At 61.7% G+C, this 23,405-nt stretch carries 19 protein-coding genes and 1 tRNA gene; 18 read left to right on the plus strand and 2 right to left on the minus strand.

The genetic code is table 11. The annotated features are described in order from the left end of the window. The first annotated feature begins 818 nt into the window (after positions 1-818). Together WBR68_RS26465 and WBR68_RS26470 are read left to right on the plus strand one after the other, a co-directional pair. Positions 819-1,751 (plus strand): N-carbamoyl-D-amino-acid hydrolase, encoded by a 933-nt coding sequence (locus WBR68_RS26465; RefSeq protein ID WP_205737011.1) that lies wholly within the window; start codon positions 819-821, stop codon positions 1,749-1,751. Positions 1,752-2,173: 422 nt separating this feature from the next. After that, on the plus strand, positions 2,174-3,115 hold the full coding sequence (locus WBR68_RS26470) for an ornithine cyclodeaminase family protein (RefSeq protein WP_127185331.1): 942 nt from the start codon (positions 2,174-2,176) through the stop codon (positions 3,113-3,115). A gap of 151 nt (positions 3,116-3,266) precedes the next feature. Here WBR68_RS26470 and WBR68_RS26475 read toward each other — a convergent pair whose 3' ends face one another. Beyond that, positions 3,267-4,559, minus strand: coding sequence for a phospholipase A (locus tag WBR68_RS26475; RefSeq protein ID WP_127185330.1), 1,293 nt, complete (start codon positions 4,557-4,559; stop codon positions 3,267-3,269). Positions 4,560-4,764: 205 nt separating this feature from the next. After that, a complete protein-coding gene (amaB, locus tag WBR68_RS26480) occupies positions 4,765-6,267 on the minus strand; it encodes an L-piperidine-6-carboxylate dehydrogenase (protein ID WP_050450281.1) in 1,503 nt (500 codons plus the stop codon). Between the two features lie 153 nt (positions 6,268-6,420). Here amaB and WBR68_RS26485 point away from each other — a divergent pair, with 153 nt between their 5' ends. From WBR68_RS26485 to WBR68_RS26560, 16 genes are all read left to right on the plus strand, one after another. Beyond that, entirely contained in the window at positions 6,421-7,170 is a 750-nt protein-coding gene (locus tag WBR68_RS26485; RefSeq protein ID WP_342490521.1) for an amino acid ABC transporter ATP-binding protein, read from the plus strand. A gap of 129 nt (positions 7,171-7,299) precedes the next feature. Then, positions 7,300-8,094, plus strand: a complete 795-nt coding sequence (locus tag WBR68_RS26490; RefSeq protein ID WP_050450279.1) for an ABC transporter substrate-binding protein — start codon at positions 7,300-7,302, stop codon at positions 8,092-8,094. 33 nt (positions 8,095-8,127) lie between these two features. Next, complete coding sequence (locus WBR68_RS26495; protein WP_050450278.1) at positions 8,128-8,820, plus strand: amino acid ABC transporter permease; 693 nt, start codon at positions 8,128-8,130, stop codon at positions 8,818-8,820. Between the two features lie 2 nt (positions 8,821-8,822). Beyond that, positions 8,823-9,512: an amino acid ABC transporter permease gene (locus tag WBR68_RS26500; RefSeq protein WP_050450277.1), complete on the plus strand. Its 690-nt coding sequence runs from the start codon at positions 8,823-8,825 to the stop codon at positions 9,510-9,512. Between the two features lie 17 nt (positions 9,513-9,529). Continuing rightward, entirely contained in the window at positions 9,530-10,822 is a 1,293-nt protein-coding gene (locus WBR68_RS26505) for an NAD(P)/FAD-dependent oxidoreductase (RefSeq protein WP_050450276.1), read from the plus strand. 13 nt (positions 10,823-10,835) lie between these two features. Beyond that, entirely contained in the window at positions 10,836-11,420 is a 585-nt protein-coding gene (locus WBR68_RS26510; protein WP_050450275.1) for a helix-turn-helix domain-containing protein, read from the plus strand. Between the two features lie 105 nt (positions 11,421-11,525). Then, positions 11,526-11,602, plus strand: a tRNA-Arg gene (locus WBR68_RS26515). 197 nt (positions 11,603-11,799) lie between these two features. Then, positions 11,800-12,312 (plus strand): sigma-70 family RNA polymerase sigma factor, encoded by a 513-nt coding sequence (locus WBR68_RS26520; protein WP_230695692.1) that lies wholly within the window; start codon positions 11,800-11,802, stop codon positions 12,310-12,312. Further along, positions 12,305-13,309 (plus strand): FecR domain-containing protein, encoded by a 1,005-nt coding sequence (locus WBR68_RS26525; protein WP_050450273.1) that lies wholly within the window; start codon positions 12,305-12,307, stop codon positions 13,307-13,309. Before WBR68_RS26520 ends, WBR68_RS26525 begins: the two co-directional genes overlap by 8 nt. Before the next feature lie 118 nt (positions 13,310-13,427). After that, positions 13,428-15,908, plus strand: a complete 2,481-nt coding sequence (locus WBR68_RS26530) for a TonB-dependent siderophore receptor (protein ID WP_230695693.1) — start codon at positions 13,428-13,430, stop codon at positions 15,906-15,908. Between the two features lie 255 nt (positions 15,909-16,163). Next, positions 16,164-17,096 (plus strand): DUF4123 domain-containing protein, encoded by a 933-nt coding sequence (locus WBR68_RS26535; protein ID WP_230695694.1) that lies wholly within the window; start codon positions 16,164-16,166, stop codon positions 17,094-17,096. 10 nt (positions 17,097-17,106) lie between these two features. Beyond that, a complete protein-coding gene (locus WBR68_RS26540) occupies positions 17,107-19,938 on the plus strand; it encodes a toxin VasX (protein ID WP_230695695.1) in 2,832 nt (943 codons plus the stop codon). After that, complete coding sequence (locus WBR68_RS26545; protein ID WP_230695696.1) at positions 19,938-20,882, plus strand: DUF6708 domain-containing protein; 945 nt, start codon at positions 19,938-19,940, stop codon at positions 20,880-20,882. Before WBR68_RS26540 ends, WBR68_RS26545 begins: the two co-directional genes overlap by 1 nt. A gap of 244 nt (positions 20,883-21,126) precedes the next feature. Beyond that, complete coding sequence (locus WBR68_RS26550) at positions 21,127-21,321, plus strand: hypothetical protein (RefSeq protein ID WP_230695697.1); 195 nt, start codon at positions 21,127-21,129, stop codon at positions 21,319-21,321. 351 nt (positions 21,322-21,672) lie between these two features. Then, entirely contained in the window at positions 21,673-22,413 is a 741-nt protein-coding gene (locus WBR68_RS26555; protein ID WP_230695698.1) for a DUF6708 domain-containing protein, read from the plus strand. Positions 22,414-22,717: 304 nt separating this feature from the next. After that, the gene (locus WBR68_RS26560) at positions 22,718-23,260 is read left to right on the plus strand and encodes a hypothetical protein (RefSeq protein ID WP_230695699.1); all 543 of its coding nucleotides are present in this window, start codon (positions 22,718-22,720) and stop codon (positions 23,258-23,260) included. The last annotated feature ends 145 nt before the right edge of the window (positions 23,261-23,405 follow it).

Below are 23,405 nucleotides of genomic sequence, written 5' to 3' on the forward strand. Positions count from 1 at the left end.
GGTCTGGCGCACTGGTCAGTCCTTCGATCCTGGGAAATTGCGGCCGGTTATGGGTTGACCCAAACCATAGAATCTCGTTGCCGCCTGCGGCGGCTGCCTTCGGATTCCCTCGGGCTTATCGACTCCCCGCGCCACCAGGCCGCCACCACCCCGAGCTGCGCCGCAGAAACTTGTCGGTTGCTGGGGCGGGCGGTGTGCTTGGCATGCTTCTGTGAGGCTGGTGAGGGATTGGAACAGTGTGCAGGGCCGCCAAAGCCGGCCGCGCGGGCGGCCTCTTTTGGCGTTTGGTTTGGTGGCATTTTCCGGGCGTGATTCGACGGACCTCTCTTGGCATGTAATCCGACGACGGACGTTGGCACCTGATTCAACGGACCTATCCTCGGCACCTGACGCGACGGTACTTTGTAGGATGGGTGAAGCGCGGCACGCCCGTCACGCGAAATCCGACGCTTAACGCGCGCAACCCATCACGATCAACCCACACCAACCGCCGTCGAAGCACACGCCCGACACTGCGGGGAAACCCGATATAAAAGTTTGCATGGCGTCCATGATCCAGGGTTATGCCTGGGCCGTCCGCCAACACCGTCCGCGGGCTGAATCCTCAATTTAATCAGCGCCTTGGCCACAATTTCCGCCCAGGCCGCCATCTGCCGCAACCCAACCGCTCACGGTATCGCAAAGTCGCGAAGGCATGCATGCTTCTTTCTTACGGTCGCGCGCGCCATTCGCCGCACCCCCCCCCCCGGCACTCGAACCCCATTCGAAACGAACTTCTGGAGATTGACATCGTGAGTAACGCATCCCCCGCCCGCAAAATGGGCCTGGCGGTCGCCCAGATGGGCGCCGTGAATCTTGCCGACACCCGCGCGGTGGTTGTGCGTCGCCTGGTCGAGATGATGCGTGAGGCCGCCGCCCGCAAGGCGGAATTCGTGGTGTTTCCCGAACTCGCCCTGACGACCTTCTTCCCGCGCTACTGGATGGAAGACGCCGAAGCCGTGGACCGCTTCTTTGAAAAGTCCATGCCCAATGCCGATGTGCAGCCGCTGTTCGACACCGCGCGCGAGCTGGGCATCGGCTTTTACCTGGGCTATGCGGAAGTGACGCCGGAAGGCCGCCAGTTCAATACGGCCATTCTGGTGGATCGCTCGGCCAAGATCATCGGCAAATACCGCAAGATCCATCTGCCGGGCCACTCGGACCACAAGGTTGACGCGCCGTTCCAGCATCTTGAGAAGAAGTTTTTTGAAGTCGGCGACCTGGGCTTTGGCGTGTGGGAGACCAACGACGTCAAGATCGGCATGTGCTTGTGCAATGACCGCCGCTGGCCCGAGACGTACCGCGTGATGTCGCTGCAAAGCGCCGAGCTGATTGTGCTGGGCTACAACACGCCGTCGCTGAACATCCATTGGAACGAGCCCGCGCACCTGCGCACCACCACGCACGAGATCGTGCTGCAGGCCAGCGCCTACCAGAACGCGGTGTGGGTCGGCGCCGCCGGCAAGTGCGGCCATGAAGACGGCCACCACATGATCGGCAGTTCGATGATAGTGGCGCCGTCCGGCGAGATCGTGGCGCGTTCCAGCGGCGAGGAAGACGAAGTGATTACCGCGAAGATCGACCTGGGCATGGGCCAGACCTTCCGCGAACACGTCTTCAACTTCGCCAAGCATCGCAGCCCGCAGCACTACAAGCTGATCACCGAACGCACCGGCGCGGGCGAGCCGCTGCCCGTGCCGGACGTGGCTTAAGCCCGGTTGAAAATTGCCTGCGTCATCGCAGGCAATTTTTTTGGCGACCAGGGATAGCTGCGCCAGGGAATGCCTTCAATGGAGGGCGGGGCGCATCGGGGAATGTCTTGGCAATGACTGGCGCAGGCGCAATTCAGGAATGTCTTGGCAATGGAGGGCGGGGGCGCATCCAGGAATGCCATTGGCAATGGCCGGCGCAGGCGCACCTGGAATGCCGTGGCAATGGAGAATAGGAGCGCATCCTGGAATGCCATTGGCAATGGATGTCGGAGGTTCCATCCAGGGTTGGATCAAGTCCGCCAATAGCTTCCCGAGTGGGCGGGATCTCGACAATCCGGCCCATGATCATCACGACCCACTGCCCACGCTGCTAGACTGCCTTCGGCTCTTTGATTGATTGACCCTTTTCAGGCACTGATCCCATGCGCTTTATCGACACCGAACAGACACGCGGCGCTCTGTCATTCGACGCCGTCATTCCCGCTTTGCGCGAGGCATTCCGCCAGGGCGCCACCGTGCCCACGCGCCACGTCCACGCCATCCAGTCGGGAACGGCGCACGGCACCACGTTGATCATGCCGGCCTGGAGCGACCGCGGTTACTTCGGCGTGAAGATCATCAACATCTTTCCCGAGAACACGCACCAGGGCCTGCCCGGCCTGCACGCCACCTACAACCTGTACAGCGCCACGACGGGCGTGCCGATCGCGCAGGTGGATGGCGACATCGTCACCGTCTACCGCACGGCGGGCGCGGCCGCGTTGGGGGCGGATTACCTGGCGCGCAAGGATGCGAGCACGCTGCTGATCGTGGGCTCGGGCCGCATCGCGGGCCTGGTGGCGCAAGCCATGCGTACCGTGCGCCCAATTCAGCGTGTGATGGTGTGGAATGTGCGCGAGGCCGGCGCCCAGGCGCTGGCGGAAAAACTGCGTGAACAAGGCTTCGACGCCCAGGCCACGACCGACCTGGAATCCGCCGCGCGCGCGGCCGACATCATCAGTTGCGCCACCTTGTCCACCGTGCCGCTGATACAAGGCGCCTGGTTGCGCCCGGGCACGCACCTGGACCTGATCGGCAGCTTCACGCCCGAGATGCGTGAAACGGATCCGGCCTGCTTTGACGGCACGACGGTCTACGTGGATACCGACGAAGCCCCCACCAAATCCGGCGACCTGCTGTCAGCTTTCGACGCCGGCGTACTAACGCGCGACGCCATCCAGGGCAATCTGTACCAGCTCACCACCGGCACCCGCCCCGGCCGCCAAACCGACCAGGAAATCACGGTCTTCAAGGCCGTCGGCAGCGCCCTGGAAGACCTGACGCTGGCCACCCTAGTCTACGAATCCCTGAACCCAGCCTCGTAATGCGTCGGATGGGCGACGCGCGGCACCCCCGTCACGCGAACCCCGTTCACCCATCACGTAGGATGGGTGAAGCGCGCGAACGACGGAAAAAGAACCCCACCACCGAACGCGCGCAACCCATCACACAACGCCCGCAAGTCCCCCATCACCCTCAAGGCACCAACGACAACCCCACCCGGAACTGCGATTCATTGCGCTGGTTATACCCAAGCAATGTCTCGCCATACCCGTTGAAATACTGCAAATGCAGATACCCGTTCATGTTCAACCAAGTGCGTTGCAGCGGCCACGCAAAGTCCAACTGCGTCGTCCGGCGCTTCTGATCGCCCTGGCGGTACATCGCTGACACCACCGCGCCGTTGTCCTGCGCCCAACGCAATTGCCAATCAACGTGCCCGGCATAATCGGCGTAGTCCCGGTTCTCATCGGCCACGCCAAAGTAAGCCTTGACCTTAGGCGCAAAGGTCAGCGTGCTGCCGCCGTCAAAACGGTAGTGAAAGCGCGGTTCGATGTAGCCGTCGTTAACCGAACGCGAGTCTTCGCCATCCTTGCCGTTGGAGCTGTGTTCCACCCCCGTGTTCATGCCGAAGCGCCAGTTCTGGTTGGCGGATTGCCAGATGTTGTCCGACAGCCAGAAGGCGCTGGGGTTGAAGGTGGTGTCGATGAAGGGCATGGAATCGCCCTGCAAATCCCACAGCGAGGTCTGGGTATAGGCCAGGTAGAAATTCTCGCCCCACGTTGCCGGGCGGTCGCCCGACGGGCTGAACAAGCGGTATTTGGCGCTGATCTGAAAGCGCGCCGTGGTGCGGCCGCGCGTGCCGATGTCGAAGTAGACGGGCTTGTATTCCGAGATGGAACTGCGGAAGCGGTCGAACGCGGTTTGCGGCTGCACGGTAGGCGCCACGGTGGCGTCGGGCGCGGGGCCGCCGTCGGGCGATGCGCCCGCGGCGGTAACGGCGGCCACGGGCAGGGGCTGGCCGCTGCGGGCGTCCACCACCGGGCCTTGGGCCGGCGTGCTGGCCAGGGTGCCGCTTTCGCGGCCGGTGGCGTCCAGCGCCATCAAGGACGGCTCGCCTTCAATCGACACGGCCTGCAGGCCGCGCGCATTGCTGGGCACCACCGCCTTCCATGCCATGCGGGCAAAGTTGTTGACGGGCACGCTATAGCTGGCGCGGTCGCCGTCCAGCTTGGCCAGGCTGCGCACGATCTGGCCGTCCTGGCTGCGCCATTGCAGCACCAGTTCAGGCGGCGCTTCCCAGTTGGCGCGTGCGCTGCCGTCGTTGAAGTACACGGCTTCGATGCGGACGGTTTCGCCGGGCGCGGCGGAGGGGCGGTCCAGGCGGTACGACACGCCTGCCGCGGCCGAGCCGGCGGCGCTCAGGGCGACGGCGGCGGTCAGGGTGCGCAGGGCGAAGTGAGGGTGTGCAAGACGGCGTAGGGACATGGGAACGGTGTGTTTTTCTTGTGACGAAGAAATGTAGCATCGCCTGCCGCAACTGTTTGTAAGCCAGGCTTATCGGATGTAGGCCATGTAATAAACAGGTGTTACGCAGGATGTCGTGCGATGGCCCATGCAACAAGGCCCCGCGCGGATCCAACCGCGCGGGGCCTTGCATTTCAAGCCAATGTTCGCAGACTTTCCAGCAGGCTTACTCGCCGAACTTGATCCCCTGCGCCAACGGCAGGTTGCGCGAGTAGTTGATGGTGTTGGTGGCGCGGCGCATGTAATTGCGCCAGGCGTCGGAACCCGATTCGCGGCCGCCGCCCGTTTCTTTTTCGCCACCGAACGCGCCGCCGATCTCGGCGCCGGACGTGCCGATGTTGACGTTGGCGATGCCGCAGTCGGAACCGGACGCCGACAGGAAGGTCTCGGCTTCGCGCAGGTCATTGGTGAAGATGGCCGACGACAGGCCTTGCGGCACGCCGTTCTGCAAGGCCAGCGCGTCGCCGAATTCCTGGTAGCGCATCACGTACAGGATGGGGGCGAAGGTTTCGTGGCAGACCACGTCGGTCTGGCCGGGCATTTCGGCGATGGCCGGGCGCACGTACCAGGCGTTGGGGTATTCATCGGCCAGCACGCGCTCGCCGCCGGTGACCTTGCCGCCTTGCTCGCGCGCGGCGCGCAGCGCGTCTTGCATGGCGTCAAACGATCCCCGGTCGATCAGCGGGCCGACCAGGTTGCCGCTGTCCAGCGGGTTGCCGATGGGGGCGCTGGCGTAGGCCTTGTGCAGGCGTTGCACCAGGGCGTCGGCCACGCTTTCGTGCACGATCAGGCGGCGGGTGGTGGTGCAGCGCTGGCCGGCCGTGCCGATGGCGCCAAACACGATGCCGCGCGCGGCCATGTCCAGGTCGGCGGTGGGGCCGACGATGATGGCGTTGTTGCCGCCCAGTTCCAGCAGCACGCGGCCAAAACGTTGCGCCACGCGCGGGCCTACCTGGCGGCCCATGCGGGTGGAGCCGGTGGCCGACACCAGCGCCACCGTATGCGAATCCACCAGCGCTTCGCCCACGTCACGGCCGCCGATCAGCACTTCGGACAAGCCGGCGGGCGCGTCGCCGAAACGCTGCATGGCTTGCGCGAAGAGCGCTTGGCAGGCCAGGGCGGTCAGCGGGGTTTTTTCAGAGGGCTTCCACACCACGGCGTTGCCGCAGACGATGGCCAGCGCCGCGTTCCACGACCACACTGCCACGGGGAAATTGAAGGCGCTGATCACGCCGATGACGCCCAGCGGATGCCAGGTTTCCATCATGCGGTGGCCGGGGCGTTCGGACGCGATGGTCAGGCCGTACAACTGGCGCGACAGGCCGACGGCGAAGTCGCAGATGTCGATCATTTCCTGCACTTCGCCTTCGCCTTCAGCCACGATCTTGCCGGCTTCCAGGCTGACCAGGCGGCCCAGCGCCGTCTTGTTCTCGCGCAGGGTTTCGCCCAACAGGCGGATCAATTCGCCTCGGCGCGGGGCCGGCACGTCGCGCCAGGCCAGGCTGGCCTGGCGGGCGCGCGTGATGGCCGAATGGGCCTGGGCCACCGTGTGCTCATGCACCTGCGCCAGTTCAGCGCCGTCGATCGGGCTGCGCGCGGTCAGCGTGCCGCCGGTAAGCGCGTCGGGGTTCAGGCCGAGCGCGCGCAGGATGTCTTGGGGGGTGTCCATGCCGGTTCCTTGGATTGCCAGCGAAGTCATGGCTTCGCTTAAGGGTTATGCCTAAGTGGCGATTCGGGAAAAAAATTTACTATACGAAACTCCAGCGTGAATTGCGAAACTTTTTTGCTTAACCCGCTTAAGCGCGGTTTTCGAGGTGCATCAGTGGCAGACGCTTTACTGGATGTCCAGGCAGTCACCAAAACGTTCCATCGCGACGGGCAGCCCCCGCATCTGGCGCTGGACGGCGTTGATTGCCAGTTGAACAAGGGTGAAGTCATGGTGGTGGTCGGGCCGTCGGGCTCCGGCAAAAGCACCTTGCTGCGCACGCTGAACGGCCTGGAAAGCATTGATAGCGGCACCATTCGCGTGGACGGCGTGTCCTTGACGGACCCGGCCACCGACGTCAATCGCTGGCGCACCAATGTCGGCATGGTTTTCCAGCACTTCAACCTGTTCCAACACCGTACTGCGCTGGACAACGTGGCGCTACCCCAGCGCGTGGTGCGCGGGCGCAGTCGCGCAGATGCCGAACGCTACGCCCGCGATCTGTTGGGCCGCGTCGGCATGGCCGACTTCGGCGAACGCTATCCCAGCCAGTTGTCGGGCGGCCAGCAGCAGCGCGTGGCCATCGCCCGCGCGCTGGCCATGGACCCCAAGCTGATGTTGTTCGACGAGGCCACGTCCGCGCTTGACCCTGAAACCGTGGGCGGCATCCTGGAACTGATGCGGCAACTGGCGCGTGACGGCATGACGATGGCCGTCGTCACCCACGAAATGGGATTCGCGCGCGACGTCGGCGACCGGGCCTTGTTCATGGACGCCGGCCGCATCGTGGAAATGGGCACGCCGGACGAAGTGTTCGGCCATCCCAAGGAGCCGCGCACGCGCGCTTTCCTGGACAAGATTCTGTAGTTCAAGCAACTACCGCAGTTCAAGCAGTCCAAGCACAGGCCGGTCCGGCAAATCCGGGCGCTGCCGGCCATGCGGCAACACCCTATGCCAAGCCCGGAACGACGTCATCCACCACAAGGGAATATCGAAATGCTGAAAATCAAACAATGGCTGGGCCTGGCCAGCATCGCCGTCGCCGCCAGCACCGTGGCGCTGCCCGCGCAAGCCGACGAACTAAGCGACATCATCAAGCGCGGCGAACTGCGCGTTGCGGTGCAAACCTCGGGCCCCTTGATGAGCTTCATGGACAAATCCGGCAAGCGCACCGGCCTGGCCGTGGAAGTGGCCAAGCGCATGGCCGACGACCTGGGCGTGAAGCTGGTCCTGCAAGACTACGAATGGAAGGGCCTGCTGCCGGCGCTGTTGTCCGGCAAGGCCGACATGGTGGCCGCCGACATGACGCCCACCCCGCAGCGCGCGGCGCAAGTGCTGTTCTCGGCGCCCATGTTCTATGCCGAAACGGTTGCCGTGGTGCAGAAGGACTCGCCCTACAAGTCGTATCAGGAACTGAACAAGGAAGGCCTGAACGTTGGCGTGCTGGGCGCCAGCACCTACGCCGAAGCCGGCAAGAAAATGCTGCCCAAGGCCACCATGAAAGAGTTCTCGGGCGGCAGCGCCCCGGTGGGCCAGGCCCTGTCCAGCGGCCGTCTGGACGCCGGCATCATGTCCATGTCCACCGCCAACCAGTTCCTGGTGGACTTCGGCAACCTGCGCGTGCTGGACGGCGTGATGGTGCGCGAGCCGCTGGCGTTTGCCGTCGGCCCCAACGCCTTCCGCCTGAAGTTCTGGCTGGATAACTGGCAAACGCTGAAGACCGCCGACAACACGCTGCCCGAGCAGGTGAAGTACTGGTACTCCACCGACTGGAAGAAAGACCACCAATAAACCGCGCCACATAACCAGGAGACCGGAGCGCCCATGGATTGGCTGATCGACTACTACAACTGGCGCATCGTCAGCCAGTACACGGGCGAATTCGCCACGGGCCTGGCCAACACGCTGATCGCGGCGGGCGCCAGCCTGGTGCTGTCCGTGTTGGCCGGCGTGCCGCTGGCCTTGCTGCACATGTCGCGCCGCGGCGCCATCTGGCGCCCGGTGGCGGCCTACGTGCAATTCATCCGGTCCACCCCCTTGCTGGTGCAGATCTACCTGGTGTATTACGCGGTGCCCATGGTGATACCGGGCGCCGGGCGCTGGAGCGAAATGGTGCTGGGCATCATGGCCATGACGCTGCACCACGCCGCCTACATGAGCGAGATCATCCGCGTGGGCATTGAATCCGTGCCGCGCGGCCAGATCGAAGGCGCCAAGGCTTGCGGCATGAACTATCAACAGCGGCTGCGCTACGTGGTGCTGCCGCAGGCATTCGCCAACACGCTGCCGCCGTTGCTGGGGCAGACCGCCGTGCTGATCAAAGACACGTCCCTGCTGTCGCTGATCACCGTATTCGAACTGGTCGCGGCCGGCGTGCAGATGAACAGTGACCGCATCGTGCCCAGCGAAAGCTTCCTGACGATTGCCGCGGGCTACCTGCTGATCTACGGCGTCATGCTGTTGTTGTCGCGAGGCGTCAGCCTCTGGTTGGCCGGCCCGGCCTGGAACGCGAGGTAAGCATGCTGGATTCCTATCTTTCCACCGCCGGCGTCGTGCTGCCCTTTCTGCTGAAGGGCTTCTGGGAAACGCTGAAGATATCGTTCGTGGCCATCATCGCGGGCTCGCTGCTGGGCTTTGTGATAGGGGTGATACGCAGCTACCACATCCGTGGTATTCACCAGTTGTTGGGCCTGTACATCCACATCCTGCGCGGCACGCCGTTCCTGGTGCAGCTTTATATCTTCTACTTCGTGCTGCCCAACTCCGGCATCGAACTGCTGCATTGGGATTCCGCCACCGCCGCCTTCGTGTCGCTGTCCGTGTACACGTCCTGCTACGTCGCTGAAATCGTCATGGGCGCCATCCAGTCCGTGCCGCGCGGCCAGACCGAAGGCGCCATGACGCTGGGCCTGCGACCCCTGCAGATCCTGCGGCTGGTCGTGTTGCCGCAGGCCATGCGCCTGATCGTGCAACCCATGAGCGGCGTCTACGTCATGCTGATCAAAAGCACCGCCATCCTGTCGGTGGTCGGCATTACCGAACTGACGCGCCAGGGCGAGGTATTCATCATTACCTTTCCCGCTAAATCGCTGTTCATCTACGGCATGATCGCCGCCATCTACTTCATCTACTGCTACCCGTTGCTGCGCCTGGCCAACTGGCTGGAAAAGCGCCTGACGGGCGGCCTGCAAGGCGCAAGCCTGCATTGACACGGACCTGAACCGGCATGGCCTCCGAGTACATCGACACCTACTACAAGCGCACGCTGTCCGACGCGAACACGCGCTATGCGCCGCTGGCCGGCGTGGCCAGCACCGACGTCTGCGTGGTGGGCGGCGGACTGGCCGGCTTGTCCACCGCGCTGGAACTCGCCCGACGCGGCCGCAGCGTCACCTTGCTGGAAGGGCGCCGCATCGCCTGGGGCGCATCCGGGCGCAACGGCGGCTCGGTGTCGCCCGCGTTTTCGGCCGGCGCCGACGCCATCAAGCGCCATGTGGACGAAGACCACTACCGCCAGCTTTACCGGCTGTCGATGGAAGGCGTCGAGATCATCCGCGACAACATCCGCACACTGGCCATCGCCGACGCCCACAAGGTCGACGGCCGGCTGCGCGTGGTGCGCTACGAAGCCACCGACGCGCTGAACCAATGGTGTGACGCCCAGCGCCGCGACTTTGGCCGCGATGTGCGCTTCCTGACGCGCAGCCAGGTGCGTGAACGCCTGCTGTCCGACGTCTATCACCAAGGCGTCGAAGACCCGGCCTCGTTTCACTTTCATCCGCTGAACTACGCGCGCGCGCTGGCCCGAGAATGCGTGCGCCTGGGCGTGCGCATCCATGAAGATTCCCCCGTCACCGGCGTCACGCTGACCGGCGCCGTCAAGCACCTGAAAACCGCCCAAGGCCAGATCGAAGCGCGCACCGTGGTGCTGGCCACCGGCGGCTACACAGGCGACGTCGTGCCCGCGCTGCGCCGCGCGATGCTGCCCATTGCCACCTACATCATGCTGACCGAACCGCTGGGCGACCGCGTGCTTGAGGCCATCCGCAGCACCGCCGCCATCGGCGACGACCGCCGCGCCGGTAATTATTACCGCGTGCTGGATGGCGGCCGTATCGGCTGGGGCAGTAGAATCACCACCCGTGTCGACGACCCACCCGATCTGGCCGAATCGCTGCGCCGCGAATTGCTGTCCGTTTACCCGCAATTGCAGGGGCTGCGCGTGGAAACCGCCTGGTCGGGCCGCATGGCTTACGCCCGGCATCTGATGCCGCAGATTGGCCAGCTGGCGCCAGACGTCTGGTATTGCACGGCGTTCGGCGGGCACGGCATGAACACCACCTCCATTGGCGGGCGCGTCGTGGCCGAAGGGATCACCGGCGACACGCAACGCTATAAATTATTCGAACCTTTTGGGCTGGCCTGGAACGGCGGCGGGCTGGGCACGGCGGCGGTTCAACTGACTTATTGGTCTTACCAGGCGCGCGACTGGTGGCGGGAGCGCACCACGCGGGCATGACAAGGTACACAGGATGCACGGCAACAAACAAAGCGCGTTGGCGCAACGGCTGCGGGCCCTGCGCCAAGCGCGCAATTGGACCCTGAAGCAGGCGGCGGCAGCCACCGGCGTTGCCGCGTCCACGCTGTCGAAAATAGAAAACAGCCTGCTGTCGCCCACCTACGACAACCTGATCAAGATCGCCGCGGGCCTGGACCTGGACGTAGCCGAACTCTTCACCGCGTCCGACGCCCACATGGGCACCGGCCGCCGCAGCCTCAGCCGCGAAGGCGAAGGCCGCCAATACGAAACCCCGTACTACGACCACCGCCTGCTGTGCACCGCGCTGTCACACAAGCGCATGATGCCGTTTCACACCCGCGTCAAGGCGCGCTCGTTCGACGAATTCCAGGACTGGAGCCGCCACCGCGGCGAAGAATTCGTCTACGTGCTGGAAGGGGAGGTCATGCTGTACACCGAGTTCTACGAACCGGCGCGTTTGAAGGCGGGCGAAAGCTTCTATATAGACAGCCGCATGGGCCACCGGGTAATCAGCCTGAGCGAGGCGGATGCGATGGTGCTGTGGGTGTCCACGCACGCGGATATCGAGGACGAGTAGGGGCGTGGGGGAGGAGAGGCGCGTGCGGTGGGCCGCGTTACACGTTTTTCGGCAACAAGGTAAAATGCGGCGCCCGGACATCTTCCGGGGTCATCAAAAGACTGCGCGGCAGTAGCTCAGCTGGATAGAGCACGGGCCTTCTAAGCCCGGGGTCGGGGGTTCGAGCCCCTCCTGCCGCGCCAGAATAGTCTGCAAATACAAGGCTTTGAACGGGCCCACCCACCGAGCCCCACCCACCGAGTCCACCCACTCGCGGTCCAGAAGCCACATCGCGTCGTTGCATTGGTCGATGTATTCGCTGAAGGCGCCGTCCACCATGCCGTCCGTGTCGTGTCTATAATGCGAATCGTTATTGTTCCATTTTGGTGCGGGCGCAGCCGTGTCTTCCTCATCCGATGTTATGAAAGGCCAGGCGGTCGAGGACCTTTATCGCGTCCATCACCGCTGGCTGGTGACACTACTGCGGCGCAAGACGGGTAACGTCGACCAGGCGGCCGACTTGGCGCACGACACCTTCGAACGGGTCTTGCGTGACGATATCCGCGCCATCATCGCGGCGCCGCGCGCCTGCCTGACCAACATCGCTCGCACGCTGACGATCGGCCACTACCGCCGGGCGGCCGTCGAGGGGGCCTATTGCGAGGTGCTGGCGCGCCAGCCCGTCGACGTGGCCCCTTCGCCGGAAGAGCAGGCGCTGGTGGTCGAGGCGGTGACGGCGGTGTGCGCCGTGTTGGATGGCTTGTCGGTGCACGTGCACCGGGTGTTCATGCTGGCGCAGGTGCAAGGCCTGTCGCAGCCCGAGATCGCCCGCGAATTGGGCATTTCCACCAACGCCGTACAGAAAGCCTTGTCCAAGGCCTTGCAGCATTGCTATCTGGCGATCTATGGCTGACGCCGCGATGCTAAGCAAGCGTGCCCCGGACGGCCTGCCGGTCGATCGCAAGCGCCTGGCGCAGGCGGCCGACTGGATGGCGCGGCTGCAAGGCGAGCCCAGCGACGCGACGGTGGCCGCCTGTCTGCGCTGGCGTCAGGCGCATCCCGACAACGAAACCATCTGGCAGCGGATGTGCGCCATGCGCGGCGATCTTGCGGCGCGCTGTGCCGTGGCGCCGCCGGCGGTCGCGGTCGAATTGATCGAGCGGGCCGCGATGCGCCGCGCGCGCCGCGACGCGCTCAAGTGGATGGTGACGGGCGGCGCTGTGGCCGGGCTGGCATGGGCCGCCGAACCGTGGGAACGCTGGCCCGTCCTGCTGGCGGATCAGCGCACGGGCACGGGCGAACTGCGCACCCTGACGTTGGATGACGGCACGCGCATCGTCATGGGGCCGGGCACCGCGCTGGACCTGCGCCTGGACCAGCGGCCTCGCTCCCTGGTGCTGCGTTCGGGTGAAATCTTGATCACCAGCGCCAGTCCCAACGACTTGGGCCCGCTGTCGGTGATGACGCGCGACGGCGTGCTGACGCCTGTGGGTACGCGCTATTCCGTGCGCGACAACGGGGCTGACCGAGGCTATGAGATCGCCGTTTTTGTAGGGGCGGTTGATATCGTCGCGCGCGCCGATGGGCGGGTGACTCGGGTGCTGGCAGGCCAGCATACGGCGCTGCAAGCGTTGGGCACCGGTCCGGTGCTGCCGGTGGCGCCGGGCGCGGACGCCTGGACGCATGGCATGTTGTTGGCCGACCGGATGCCGTTAGGCGACTTCGTGGCGCAATTGGCCCGCTACCGGACTGGCGTGCTGCGTTGTGATCCCGCCATCGCGCGGCTGGAAGTGGTGGGCACGTATCCGTTGGCGGACACCGACAGCATTCTGACGATGCTGCCCCGGGTGTTGCCGGTGCGGGTGCATTACCGCACGCGATATTGGGTGACCCTGAGCGCCGCCCACTGAGGGCGCGGTGAAGTTGTTACAGGAAAGGCGGAAATTCAGCGTTCGAGCGAAAGAGATAGAGAACGGCGCCAACACACCGGCGTATCTGTTTTCCATCCCAGTCTAGGAACTCTGAGTCATGGCCTTTCCCCGAGCCGCCCGCCACACCCTTCTTGCGTCGGTATTGCTTGGCGCAATCCTTCCCCATCTGCCGTCTTCTGCCTGGGCGCAGGCGGCAGCCGACGATCAACGTCGCGCCTATCGCATTGACGCGGGTGGCTTGAATGCCGCCTTGTTGAGCTTCGGCGCGCAGGCTGGAGTGTTGATCGCAAGCGATCCCGCCGTCACGTCGGGTTTGCAGAGTCCGGGCGTGGACGGGGTGATGAGCGTCAGGGAAGGGCTGGTGGCGTTGCTGCGCGGCACGGGTCTGGAGGCGCTGCCCGAGCGTGACGGGTATCGCCTGGTTCGCGTGCCGCCGCCCGGCGTGACGCAGCTTGAGCCCGTCACCGTGCTGGGCCGCGTGGGCGTGACCGAAAACACGGGTTCTTTCACCGCCAGTTCGGCCACGGTGGGGGGCAAGACGGCGCAAGCGCTGCGCGAGGTGCCGCAAAGCGTGTCGGTGATCACCCGGCAAGAAATCGAAGACCGGCGTCTGGTCAGCCTGAACGATGTGATGAGCGCCACGCCAGGCATCGCGATGTTCCAGGGAGCGATGCTCAGCAGCAACTACCTGTCGCGCGGATTCGCAATCGGCAATATGCGCGTGGATGGCGGGGCGTCGATGTACCGCTCGTTCGGTGCGGACGATGACATGGCGTTCTATGATCACGTCGAAGTGCTGCGCGGTGCTGACGGTCTGTTTGGCGGCGCCAACGAAGCGGGCGGCACGATCAACCTGGTACGCAAGAAACCCACCCCGGAATTGCAGGTCATCGCGCAGGCCGAGGTAGGCAGTTGGGCCTATAAGCGTACCGATTTGGACGTGAGTGGCCCGCTGACGGAAAACGGCAAGTTGCGTGGGCGCGGCGTGCTGGCCTATGAAGACAAGAATTTCTTCTACGATGTGGCGCACAGCCGCCGCACGCTGGGCTACGGGATTCTTGAAGCGGATCTGACCAGCACCACCATGGCCTTTGTCGGGGCCTCTTATCAAAAGCGGGATTCGTCCTATCAGGGCTACGGTTTGCCGCGCTATGCCACCGGCGAGGACCTGAAGCTTCCCCGCAATACCTACCTTAGCGGCGCCGACGATCAGGCGACCCGGACCATCGTCAATCTCTTCGGGCATGTAACGCAGCAGCTTGGAGGCGATTGGAGCGCCAACCTGGACATCAACCATGAAAATTCGCACCAGGACCGTTTCGATCACTATTTCTCCGGCGCGATCGACCCCTTGACGGGCAGCGGGTTGTTCGACACCGCCAGCGACCAGAACGAGCACTTCAAGAACACGTCCATCGACTTGTCCGCCAATGGTTCGTTTGGCCTGTGGGGCCGCCGCCACCAGGTGGTGGTGGGCGCCAGTTGGGAACGTTTCCGGCCCAGCACTTATGGTTCCAAACCGTCCAACCGCGGTCAGGCGGTGCCTGACATCTTTGAGTTCGATCCTTACGATTACCCGCGCGACACGGACTTCACGCCGATGTGGAATCAGACCACCGACACGCGGCAGGCCGGCGTGTACGGGTCGCTGAACATGCATCTGGCCGATCCGCTGCATGTGATTGTGGGCGGCCGCCTGAGCCGGTACGACTACACATTCACGAACCAGACCTTGAATGCCGCAAGAGAGGTCACTGCAACCTCGGTGACCCAGTACCAGGACGACAATGTCTTTACGCCCTATCTGGCCGCGACGGTTGATCTGAACGACACCTGGACCACCTACGCCAGCGTGGCCGAAACCTTCAAATCGCAAGCCAACAGCCTGCAAGGCCCGGCGCCCGGTAACCCGCTGGACCCGGTAACCGGCCGCAACTACGAGATCGGCCTGAAGGGCGAGCATCTGGACGGCAAGCTGCATAGCGCGTTCGCCATTTATCAGATCGAGCGCAAGAATGCCGCCGTGCGCGATACGACCTATCCGTCCAGCAGGGCGGGCAACGGCGCGACTTGCTGCTTCCTGCCCAACGGGAACATCGTCAGCAAGGGCTTCGACGCGGAATTAAGCGGGGAAGTGGCGCCGGGCGTCCAACTGACAGCCAGCTACAACTACAACCAGAATCGCGACCGCAATGCGTCGGGAGGCAGCTATCAGCCCCTGACGCCCAAGCACATGGCCAAGATCTTTGCGACCTACCAGTTGCCGGGCGAACTGCATCGCTGGAAAGTGGGCGGCGGCGTCAGCATCCAAAGCACCACCTATGTCAGCGGCAGCGCGTACTTGCGTAATGCCGACGGCAGCCTCAGCAAGCAAAGCAAGCCTTACAAGTTCACGCAGCCCGGCTACGCGATCTGGAATGCGTTTGCCCAATACCAGATCAGCGACAACTGGTCGGCGCAGGTCAACGTGAACAATTTGTTCGACAAGACCTACTACAGCACGGTCGGTTACCTGGACTACGGCAACTTCTACGGGACGCCGCGCAGCGCCGCATTGACCTTGCGCGGCCGCTTCTAAGCCGTTGTCCGGCTGGCTCCCGAACAGGTTCGCCTAAGAGAACAGGACATGTCCCATACATTTCTAAGATTGTTCTCATTTACCTGCTTAGGAGCTTGCTTCTAAAAGTGGTTACCACCACTTGACGCCTGAGACGGCCACTACGGTCCGTCCTCGGCGGGAGCACGCCATGACTTCTTCGTCCGACTTCCTGACCTTCACCGCCCCGCAGATATTCGAAGCAACGCTCAGCGTTCCAGGCCATACGGAAACGGCATGAAGGACACCACGTCCGATCAATCCAACTGGTCGCGTCAAGTGGTGAACACACTGCCTCACCTGAACTGGGCCACGCTCCAACAGGGCGCACGGCCTTGGCTTTGGCTGAGCGGAGCACACAGCGAAACACTTGAACAAGACCTGCTGAAGTTAACCAAGCGTTTTGACTATCGTTGGGTGTGGCGCGACACGCCCTGGGAATACGCTTCTCCAGGCTATCGCGGCGGGCCTTTGCTGGTACCGCTGGACGAGCCGCTCTTTACCTTCGCGCTCGACCACTGGCTTGGCCAGCAGGCGGGCTTGATTCTGCTAGGCCCTGACGACGAAGCCATGCTCGTGGCTCACCTCCAGCACTTGCACCAACTGTTGGGATCTGATGGTTTTCCGATCGCTTTCAGTCTCCATGCCGCGCGCGCCCTTGAAGAACTCTGTGAAGGCTTGCCAGCAGATCGTCTATCTCAGCTTTTCGGCCCCATTCAGCGCTTTGTCTGGCACGCAGGTGATGTGCTGTCGGGCGAGTGGCTGTGTGCCGATGCACCGGAAACCGCTTTCACTTCGTGGATAACGGAAAGCCCCATCGCTTTGACAGCGAACGATGAGGCAGCGCTTGGCCAAGCCAGCCACGCGTGGTTCATGCGCGACTGCGCACGCGACTTTCGTCAACGCTTTCCGGCGTACGGCCGCCCAGAGAATGAATCCGTGCTCTGGCGGCATCTAAATCTCTTCACCAGTGAGGCCACCGATCAACTGGGGCTAGTCACAGAACGCGACGTTCGCCACTACCTGGAACTGCGCTTTCGATATTCACAGGAGAGCTTTACCAAGGACGTCGCGTTGCGCGACATCTTGGTCAATCGACAGGTGCGGGGGAAACAGTGCTTGACTGACGCTGAAGCGCGGCTGGCGGCTTCAGCTCCGGCAATGTCGTAAGGGAAGATGCATGACGACGACTTACAAAATAGCGCTGAGCCCGGACCGCCCCAATGAAAAACAACTGGGTAAAGCTATCTCGGCACCACCGTGTCATCGGTGCATTCCTGTCTACCCACTACGCTACGGCATCGCGGATAGGGCGCTAGATAAAGACGTATTTTCCACCCTTGATACCGAGGGCTATCCCGCGCTCACATCAGGCAAGGCCTACGGTTTACGCGTGCTGCGTCCGGGCACTTACGTCTACCTCTGCTTTTTCGAGAAGGGCCGCATGTGGACGCAGCACTATCAAGTTACCGAGGACGTGCGATTTGCTCGTATCTGGTGGAGCCGTGCCGATGAAACCGACGCTACCCCGGGTCGGCAGGCGAGCCCCGATACTGCGGGCGCCAAGTCCTTTCTGCTAGCCCCAGAAAGCAAAGCCGCAGAGAGCATCTACCTGATGGTAAGTGAGACGATGCTTACTCATCGCACGCTTTGGGATATCGAAACGAACAAGGACGGGCTGCGGGATGCGCTGGCCGTCAAAATCAAGCCTGCTGGGGGGGCTAAGCAGAAGCATGTCTTTAGTGCCGCATTGCTTGGCAACGCCGCCCGGGAGCTTGTTCCACCGGCTGTGCACGGCACTCCCATGCATTATGGCTGGAGCGAGATTCAGTTCTCGGTGGCCGTTGCGGACCACAATAATATCTTGGGCAATATGTACATCGAACTGCGCCCTCGTATGGACATCACGCCTCTGGTGGCTGCGCTGCAAGATCCCATCGGAATTGCAAGTGAGCTGCACTACCTGGTCACAGAGGCTGTAGCGAGCAAGACGAAGTATGCCGGTCAAAATGCGCACAAGTTGCAGAGCGGGATGCTCATTACCAACTATTTTGAGGCCATGAAGAAGCAGGCTGCCAGTTCCCCGGATTTGGCCAAGGCCCTGGCCAAGCAACGAAATCTGGTGAACTATGTTGGCGCAACGTCGTTTCCCGATACCTACTCGAAGAAGATCAAAGAGTTTGAGAAAACCATTGCCACGGCGGTGAAAGATTCCATCGCCTGGGTGCTGCTCATCGACCAAGAGAAGCTGTTGGGCAAGGCACTGAGTTGCTTTGACCTTCGCGTGATCCACAACGCACGCGGCTATGAGAATGCCGTCTTCCAGTGCGTGGGCGGCTTGGTTCATACGAAGGACGGGGCGCAAGCCCTAAGCGACTTGATCGCCAAGCCCGCAGACAAGAGCCCCTATTGGCTCGCACTCGCCAATGGCAGCGAAATTTTGCTGGCCCGGTTGCAGTCCGGTACGGGTTATATCGCCAAGAACATGTTCGAAGTCATGGACAAGTTCATGGAAGAGCATGTCATCACTCCCGCCACCAATGCGCTGATTGGATTGCTGCAGGTTTTGCCGCAGGCAAAGCAAGCGGACGTATTGGTACGGCGTCTGCGACACGTGATGGAGATCCGAGCCAACGCAACCATCGTTGTATACGACGTTAGTTTGGTGGATTTGCAGCGCGCCGCCTATGAATTCCAGGGCTATCAAACGCTAGGTGGCGAGCGCTCGCAGGGCTGGAAAATTCCGTCTCCGAAAGTCAATCAAGCTGACATAGTGACGCGTGTTTTGGTGTACGACTGGGTCAAGGTCGGCGAGACAACTTATCGCGAGCTCGACAGCGCGCCGGCAGATCGGCCTGCGTTACCTCCTGCACGAGCTGTTCTCATGGAAGGTAATCCATTCATTAACGCGGTGAATCGTATGCGTGGTCCTGGAGGCCATCTGTTCACGGGCCTGGGCGGATATCTTGCCCTTGTTGGACTGACTAAGGCTCTAAAAGAACTAGGTACAAGTAAAGACAGAGCCGCTGCCAGGACTAGCGTTCTGGGCGCTTTAATTGCTTTGATTGGCGCCGCGATAGAAATAAGCGCAAGTGTTGTTGCGGTGCGTGCGGGTGTCCGAGGGAATACGGCTTTGGCTTCTACTGCCAAGATCTTTGCGGCTAAACGCGGAGTTGCTATTTTCGGTGCCGGCGGAGCAGGCCTATTGGCAATTGCCGAGGCGTTCAGAGCCGTCGGAGCGTTCAACAACAGCAATCAGGAGCAAGGAGTTATGTTTCTCGGTTCGGCAATTGCTAGCGGTGTGCTAGCCGTTGCAACATGGGCTGGTGGCATGGCTACCGCAGCGACCGTGTCTGGCGGCGCGGGAGCTGTCGCCTTTCTTGGGCTCACCCCAGGCGGGTGGGCTGTTGTCGCCATTGGAGCCGTAGTAGCTGTCATTGGATTTGCTTTTGGTGTTGATATGACCAAGCACGGCCCGGTGGAAATTTGGCTCAAGCATAGTGCTTGGGGTGTTGACAGCCGCCATTACACAAATAAAGAAGAGTTGGATACGGTCTACAGTTTGTACTACCGGCCACGACTTACACCCGAGTGGAATCAAACATCTGGGTACTCGGTAGGCACACTACGCATTCACTGTCAGCTTCCTGGTGTTGATGACATGCCAGGTGAGCGTTTTCAAACTAGGTTCTCCTTCACATTGCGTGGAAACAAGATCGCTCGGATCGACGGGCCGATCATGTATGCCGCAGGCACTAGCCCTATCGACTATCACAGGGAATGCCTGATTACATCCTTAGGCGGCACCGGCAAAGAATGCGGCTGGTCGATCCAAATGCATGAGGACACAAAAGTAGCACTGGAGTATTTGTATATTCCTCATCCCGAGCAACAACCTGGCCTCGCATTGCCGCAGCCTGACGCACCGGATCCGTTGGTGTTCACCTCGAGCGGATGGCTCTCCGACCCAATTGATTTAGCCAAACTAGAACCTGTTGGGGCTCCAAAATAATGTCTGGCATCAAGCGTCTGCCCAGAAATCTCCGCATCGGTGGGACACCACTGCACAAAAATTGGTTCACAGGTGAACCTCCGCAACCGGATGGTGTGCGTAGGGTAAACAGTCAGGCTGTTGAACTTGAAACCTTTGCGAATTTCACTCAACTTGGGGCCGCTGGAGCCCTTGGATTGTCAGTCGTTGTCTCGCTCGGAGCATGTGCGCTTATTCTTTTTTTTGAAGGTATAGAGCAAGTGACTTTGAGGAGCTTCGTGGAGATTGCACTCTACATTCCCGTACTGCCTGCAATGATCTCCATTTTTTACTTCGCAAGTGGTGCCCATCGAAATCGCGGTGCGTATATTCGCATCCACCGAGGCACCCGCAAACTCTACTTCATCTATCCGCGCCAGAAACGTCTGCACGTACTTGATTGGGGCCAACTCGAAGCCTTGGCAGGATACGTTCCCATTGTGTCTGCAAGTGGCTACGCCAGTCGGCACCCGCTGTACCTTTTTGGTGTGGACTACAGCATGGACCCGCCGACAGAAATCTGTGCGGCATGCGGCAATCTCGGCCTGTTTGACGGCGACCGTTCGGCCAAGAGCCTTTGGTCCTATTTGCAAGTCTTCATGGAACGGGGCCCAGAAGGCCTGCCCAAGCCCGCGCCGCTGCCACCACGAGGAAGCCGCTGGCAAGAGACCCAACAACCCTATCGAGACTGGTATGCAGGCCTGCGACGCCGGCTGACGAAGCCCTATGGAATGTTCAAAGCCCCCCTCACCATTCCGCTCTGGCTAGGCTGGCTGCTCATCAATGCATTTCCGGACAGCGTCGAGGCCTTCATCCAGCACAACGTGCCCTACACACAGTTCCCAAAAGAAATCGATAGGTTGTGCGGCTTTGACGAGAAGCGCAGGCCAGTGATTCGTGTGAATGGGGAGCGTATTGATTCGTGAGCACATGCCCACTATTCAATGAACGACCGTTACCTGGGTTGGCATTGCTACACCCGGACGCGCCGACGCCGTTGGTGTTCACATCAAGTGGCTGGTTCACGAATCCGATTGATTCAGCCAAGCTAGAACCCGTTGGAGCAAGCCCGCGCCACTGCCGCTACGACAGAGCCGCTGGCGAGAGACCCAACAACCCTACCGAGACTGGTATGCAGGCCTGCGACGCCAACTGGCGAAGCCCTACGGCATGTTCAAGGCGCCCTTGATCATTCCGCTCTTGTTAGGTTGGCTGCTTATCAATGCGTTCCCCGATAGCGTCGAGGCCTTCATTCAGTACAACGTGCCGTACACACAGTTCCCAAAGGAAATCGATAGGTTGTGCGGCTTTGACGAGAAGCGCAAGCCAGTGATTCGTGTGAATGGGGAGCGTATTGATTCGTGAGCACATGCCCACTATTCAATGAACGACCGTTATCTAGGTTGGCATTGCTTCAACTCGACGCGCCGACATCACTGGTATTCACATCAGGTGGCCGGCTCACGGTTCTGCTTGATTCAGCCAAACTTAAACCTGTCGGGGCACCAAATAATGTCAGCGATTAAACGTCTGCCAAATAGTCTCCGCTTTGGTGGAACGCGACTCTACAGAGATCAGCCGACCGGGGAATCGCCTCAACCCGATGGCGTAAGACGGGTGAGCGAACAGTGTGTAGAACTCGACACTTTCGCTAATTTCATTCAGCGTGGAGTGGCTGGTTACATAGGCGCATCGTTCGTTGTGGCTGTCGCCACTATGCTGCTGCTTCTTGTGGTAGTTGGCGTCGAGAATATGACCTACCGCATCGCCGGCAACATGCTTCTTGGGGTGCTACTCACGTTAACAATAGCGCTACTTTTCTACTTCGCAGGTGGTGCCCATCGAAATCGCGGAGCGTATATTCGCATCCACCGAGGCACCCGCAAGCTCTACTTCATCTATCCGCGCCAGAAGCGTCTTCATGCACTCGATTGGGATCAACTGGAAGCCGTGGCAGGGTACGTTCCCATTGTGTCTGCAAGTGGCTACGCCAGTCGGCACCCGCTGTACCTTTTTGGCGTGGACTACAGCACGGATCCGCCGACCGAGATCTGTGCGGCATGCGGCAATCTCGGCTTGTTTGACGGCGACCGTTCGGCCAAGGCCCTCTGGTCCTATTTGCAAGTCTTCATGGAACGTGGTCCAGACGCCCTGCCCAAGCCCGCGCCGCTGCCACCACGACAGAGCCGCTGGCGAGAGACCCAACAACCCTACCGAGACTGGTATGCAGGCCTGCGACGCCGTTTGGCGAAGCCTTATGGAATGTTCAAGGCCCCCCTCACCATTCCGCTCTGGCTGGGCTGGCTGCTCATCAATGCATTTCCGGACAGCGTCGAGGCATTCATTCAGTACAACGTGCCGTACACACAGTTCCCAAAGGAAATCGATAGGTTGTGCGGCTTCGACGAGAAGCGCAGGCCAGTGATTCGTGTCAACGGGGAGCGCATTGATTCTTGAGCACATGGCCAGTGTTGGATGAACGAGGGCAGACTCCGCCGCGCTTGCGTATCGCGGCCGCGTTTCGCTTGTGTCAGCGTTGCTGAATGGTAAGCGCCCGGCGAACACGCCTTAAGCGCCGCCATTGTCCGCAAGCCTTAAACCCTGGCACATCGCGTCCTCAAACACCTGATGCACTCGGCGCAATCGCTCGGTGTAGGTGAAGGTGGTGGCATTACCGGAGGGATTGCCCTTTTCGGTGGAGTTACATAGACCGCTTCCGCGACTACCCTATTCGTTCGAAAAAAGAACCGAGGGGATCGTCATGAAGAGATGGCTATGCGGGGCGGGCATCATGGGGATGATGTTGACGGGTCCGGTTGCAGCCCAATACATCGCCACCTGGCAGGATCCCGCAGGCGTGTGGAAGGGCCCTGCGGCGAATCAACCGGGTACGGAGCTTTACGCTGCTGAAGCAGCCGCGCAACGCGCTTGCCTGGATCGCGGCAACCCCAAACTTTGGAACCGTGCGGCGAAAGTGACGGAAAAGGCGACGGGAAAGGTGCTCGTGGAACTGGACTGCGACGCGGAGCGCGCCAAGAGAAAGAAGGGCCAGCCTCAGGCCGTCGCATCTTCCAGTGCTACGACCTACCAGGTCTCCAGGAAGGATCCCTTCGGTAGATGGATGCACGGACACGGTTCCGATCCTGGGGCAAATCTCGCTTTGGCGGAAGGCTACGCATACGAGGCCTGCAAAGATCGCGGCAACCCTAAAGACCTGCAGTTGGCGTCCAAGGTGACGGAAAAAGGGACGGGAAAAATCGTGCTGGAACTCGATTGCAACGCCGTGCGCGCGAAGGCGAAGTGACCGGCTGACCTAGCGAACTTTCCGCCATGCCCGGGCTTGGCGAGCGATACACAGCGCGCCCTCGACGACGTGGCCGCCAAGCTGAATGTCAACGTAACAGCGTGCGAATAAATAGTGGATTAAATCAACTAAAAGGCATATAGTC

This window comes from Achromobacter sp. JD-1 (genome assembly GCF_038594925.1).
GTDB lineage: Bacteria > Pseudomonadota > Gammaproteobacteria > Burkholderiales > Burkholderiaceae_B > Achromobacter > Achromobacter spanius_C.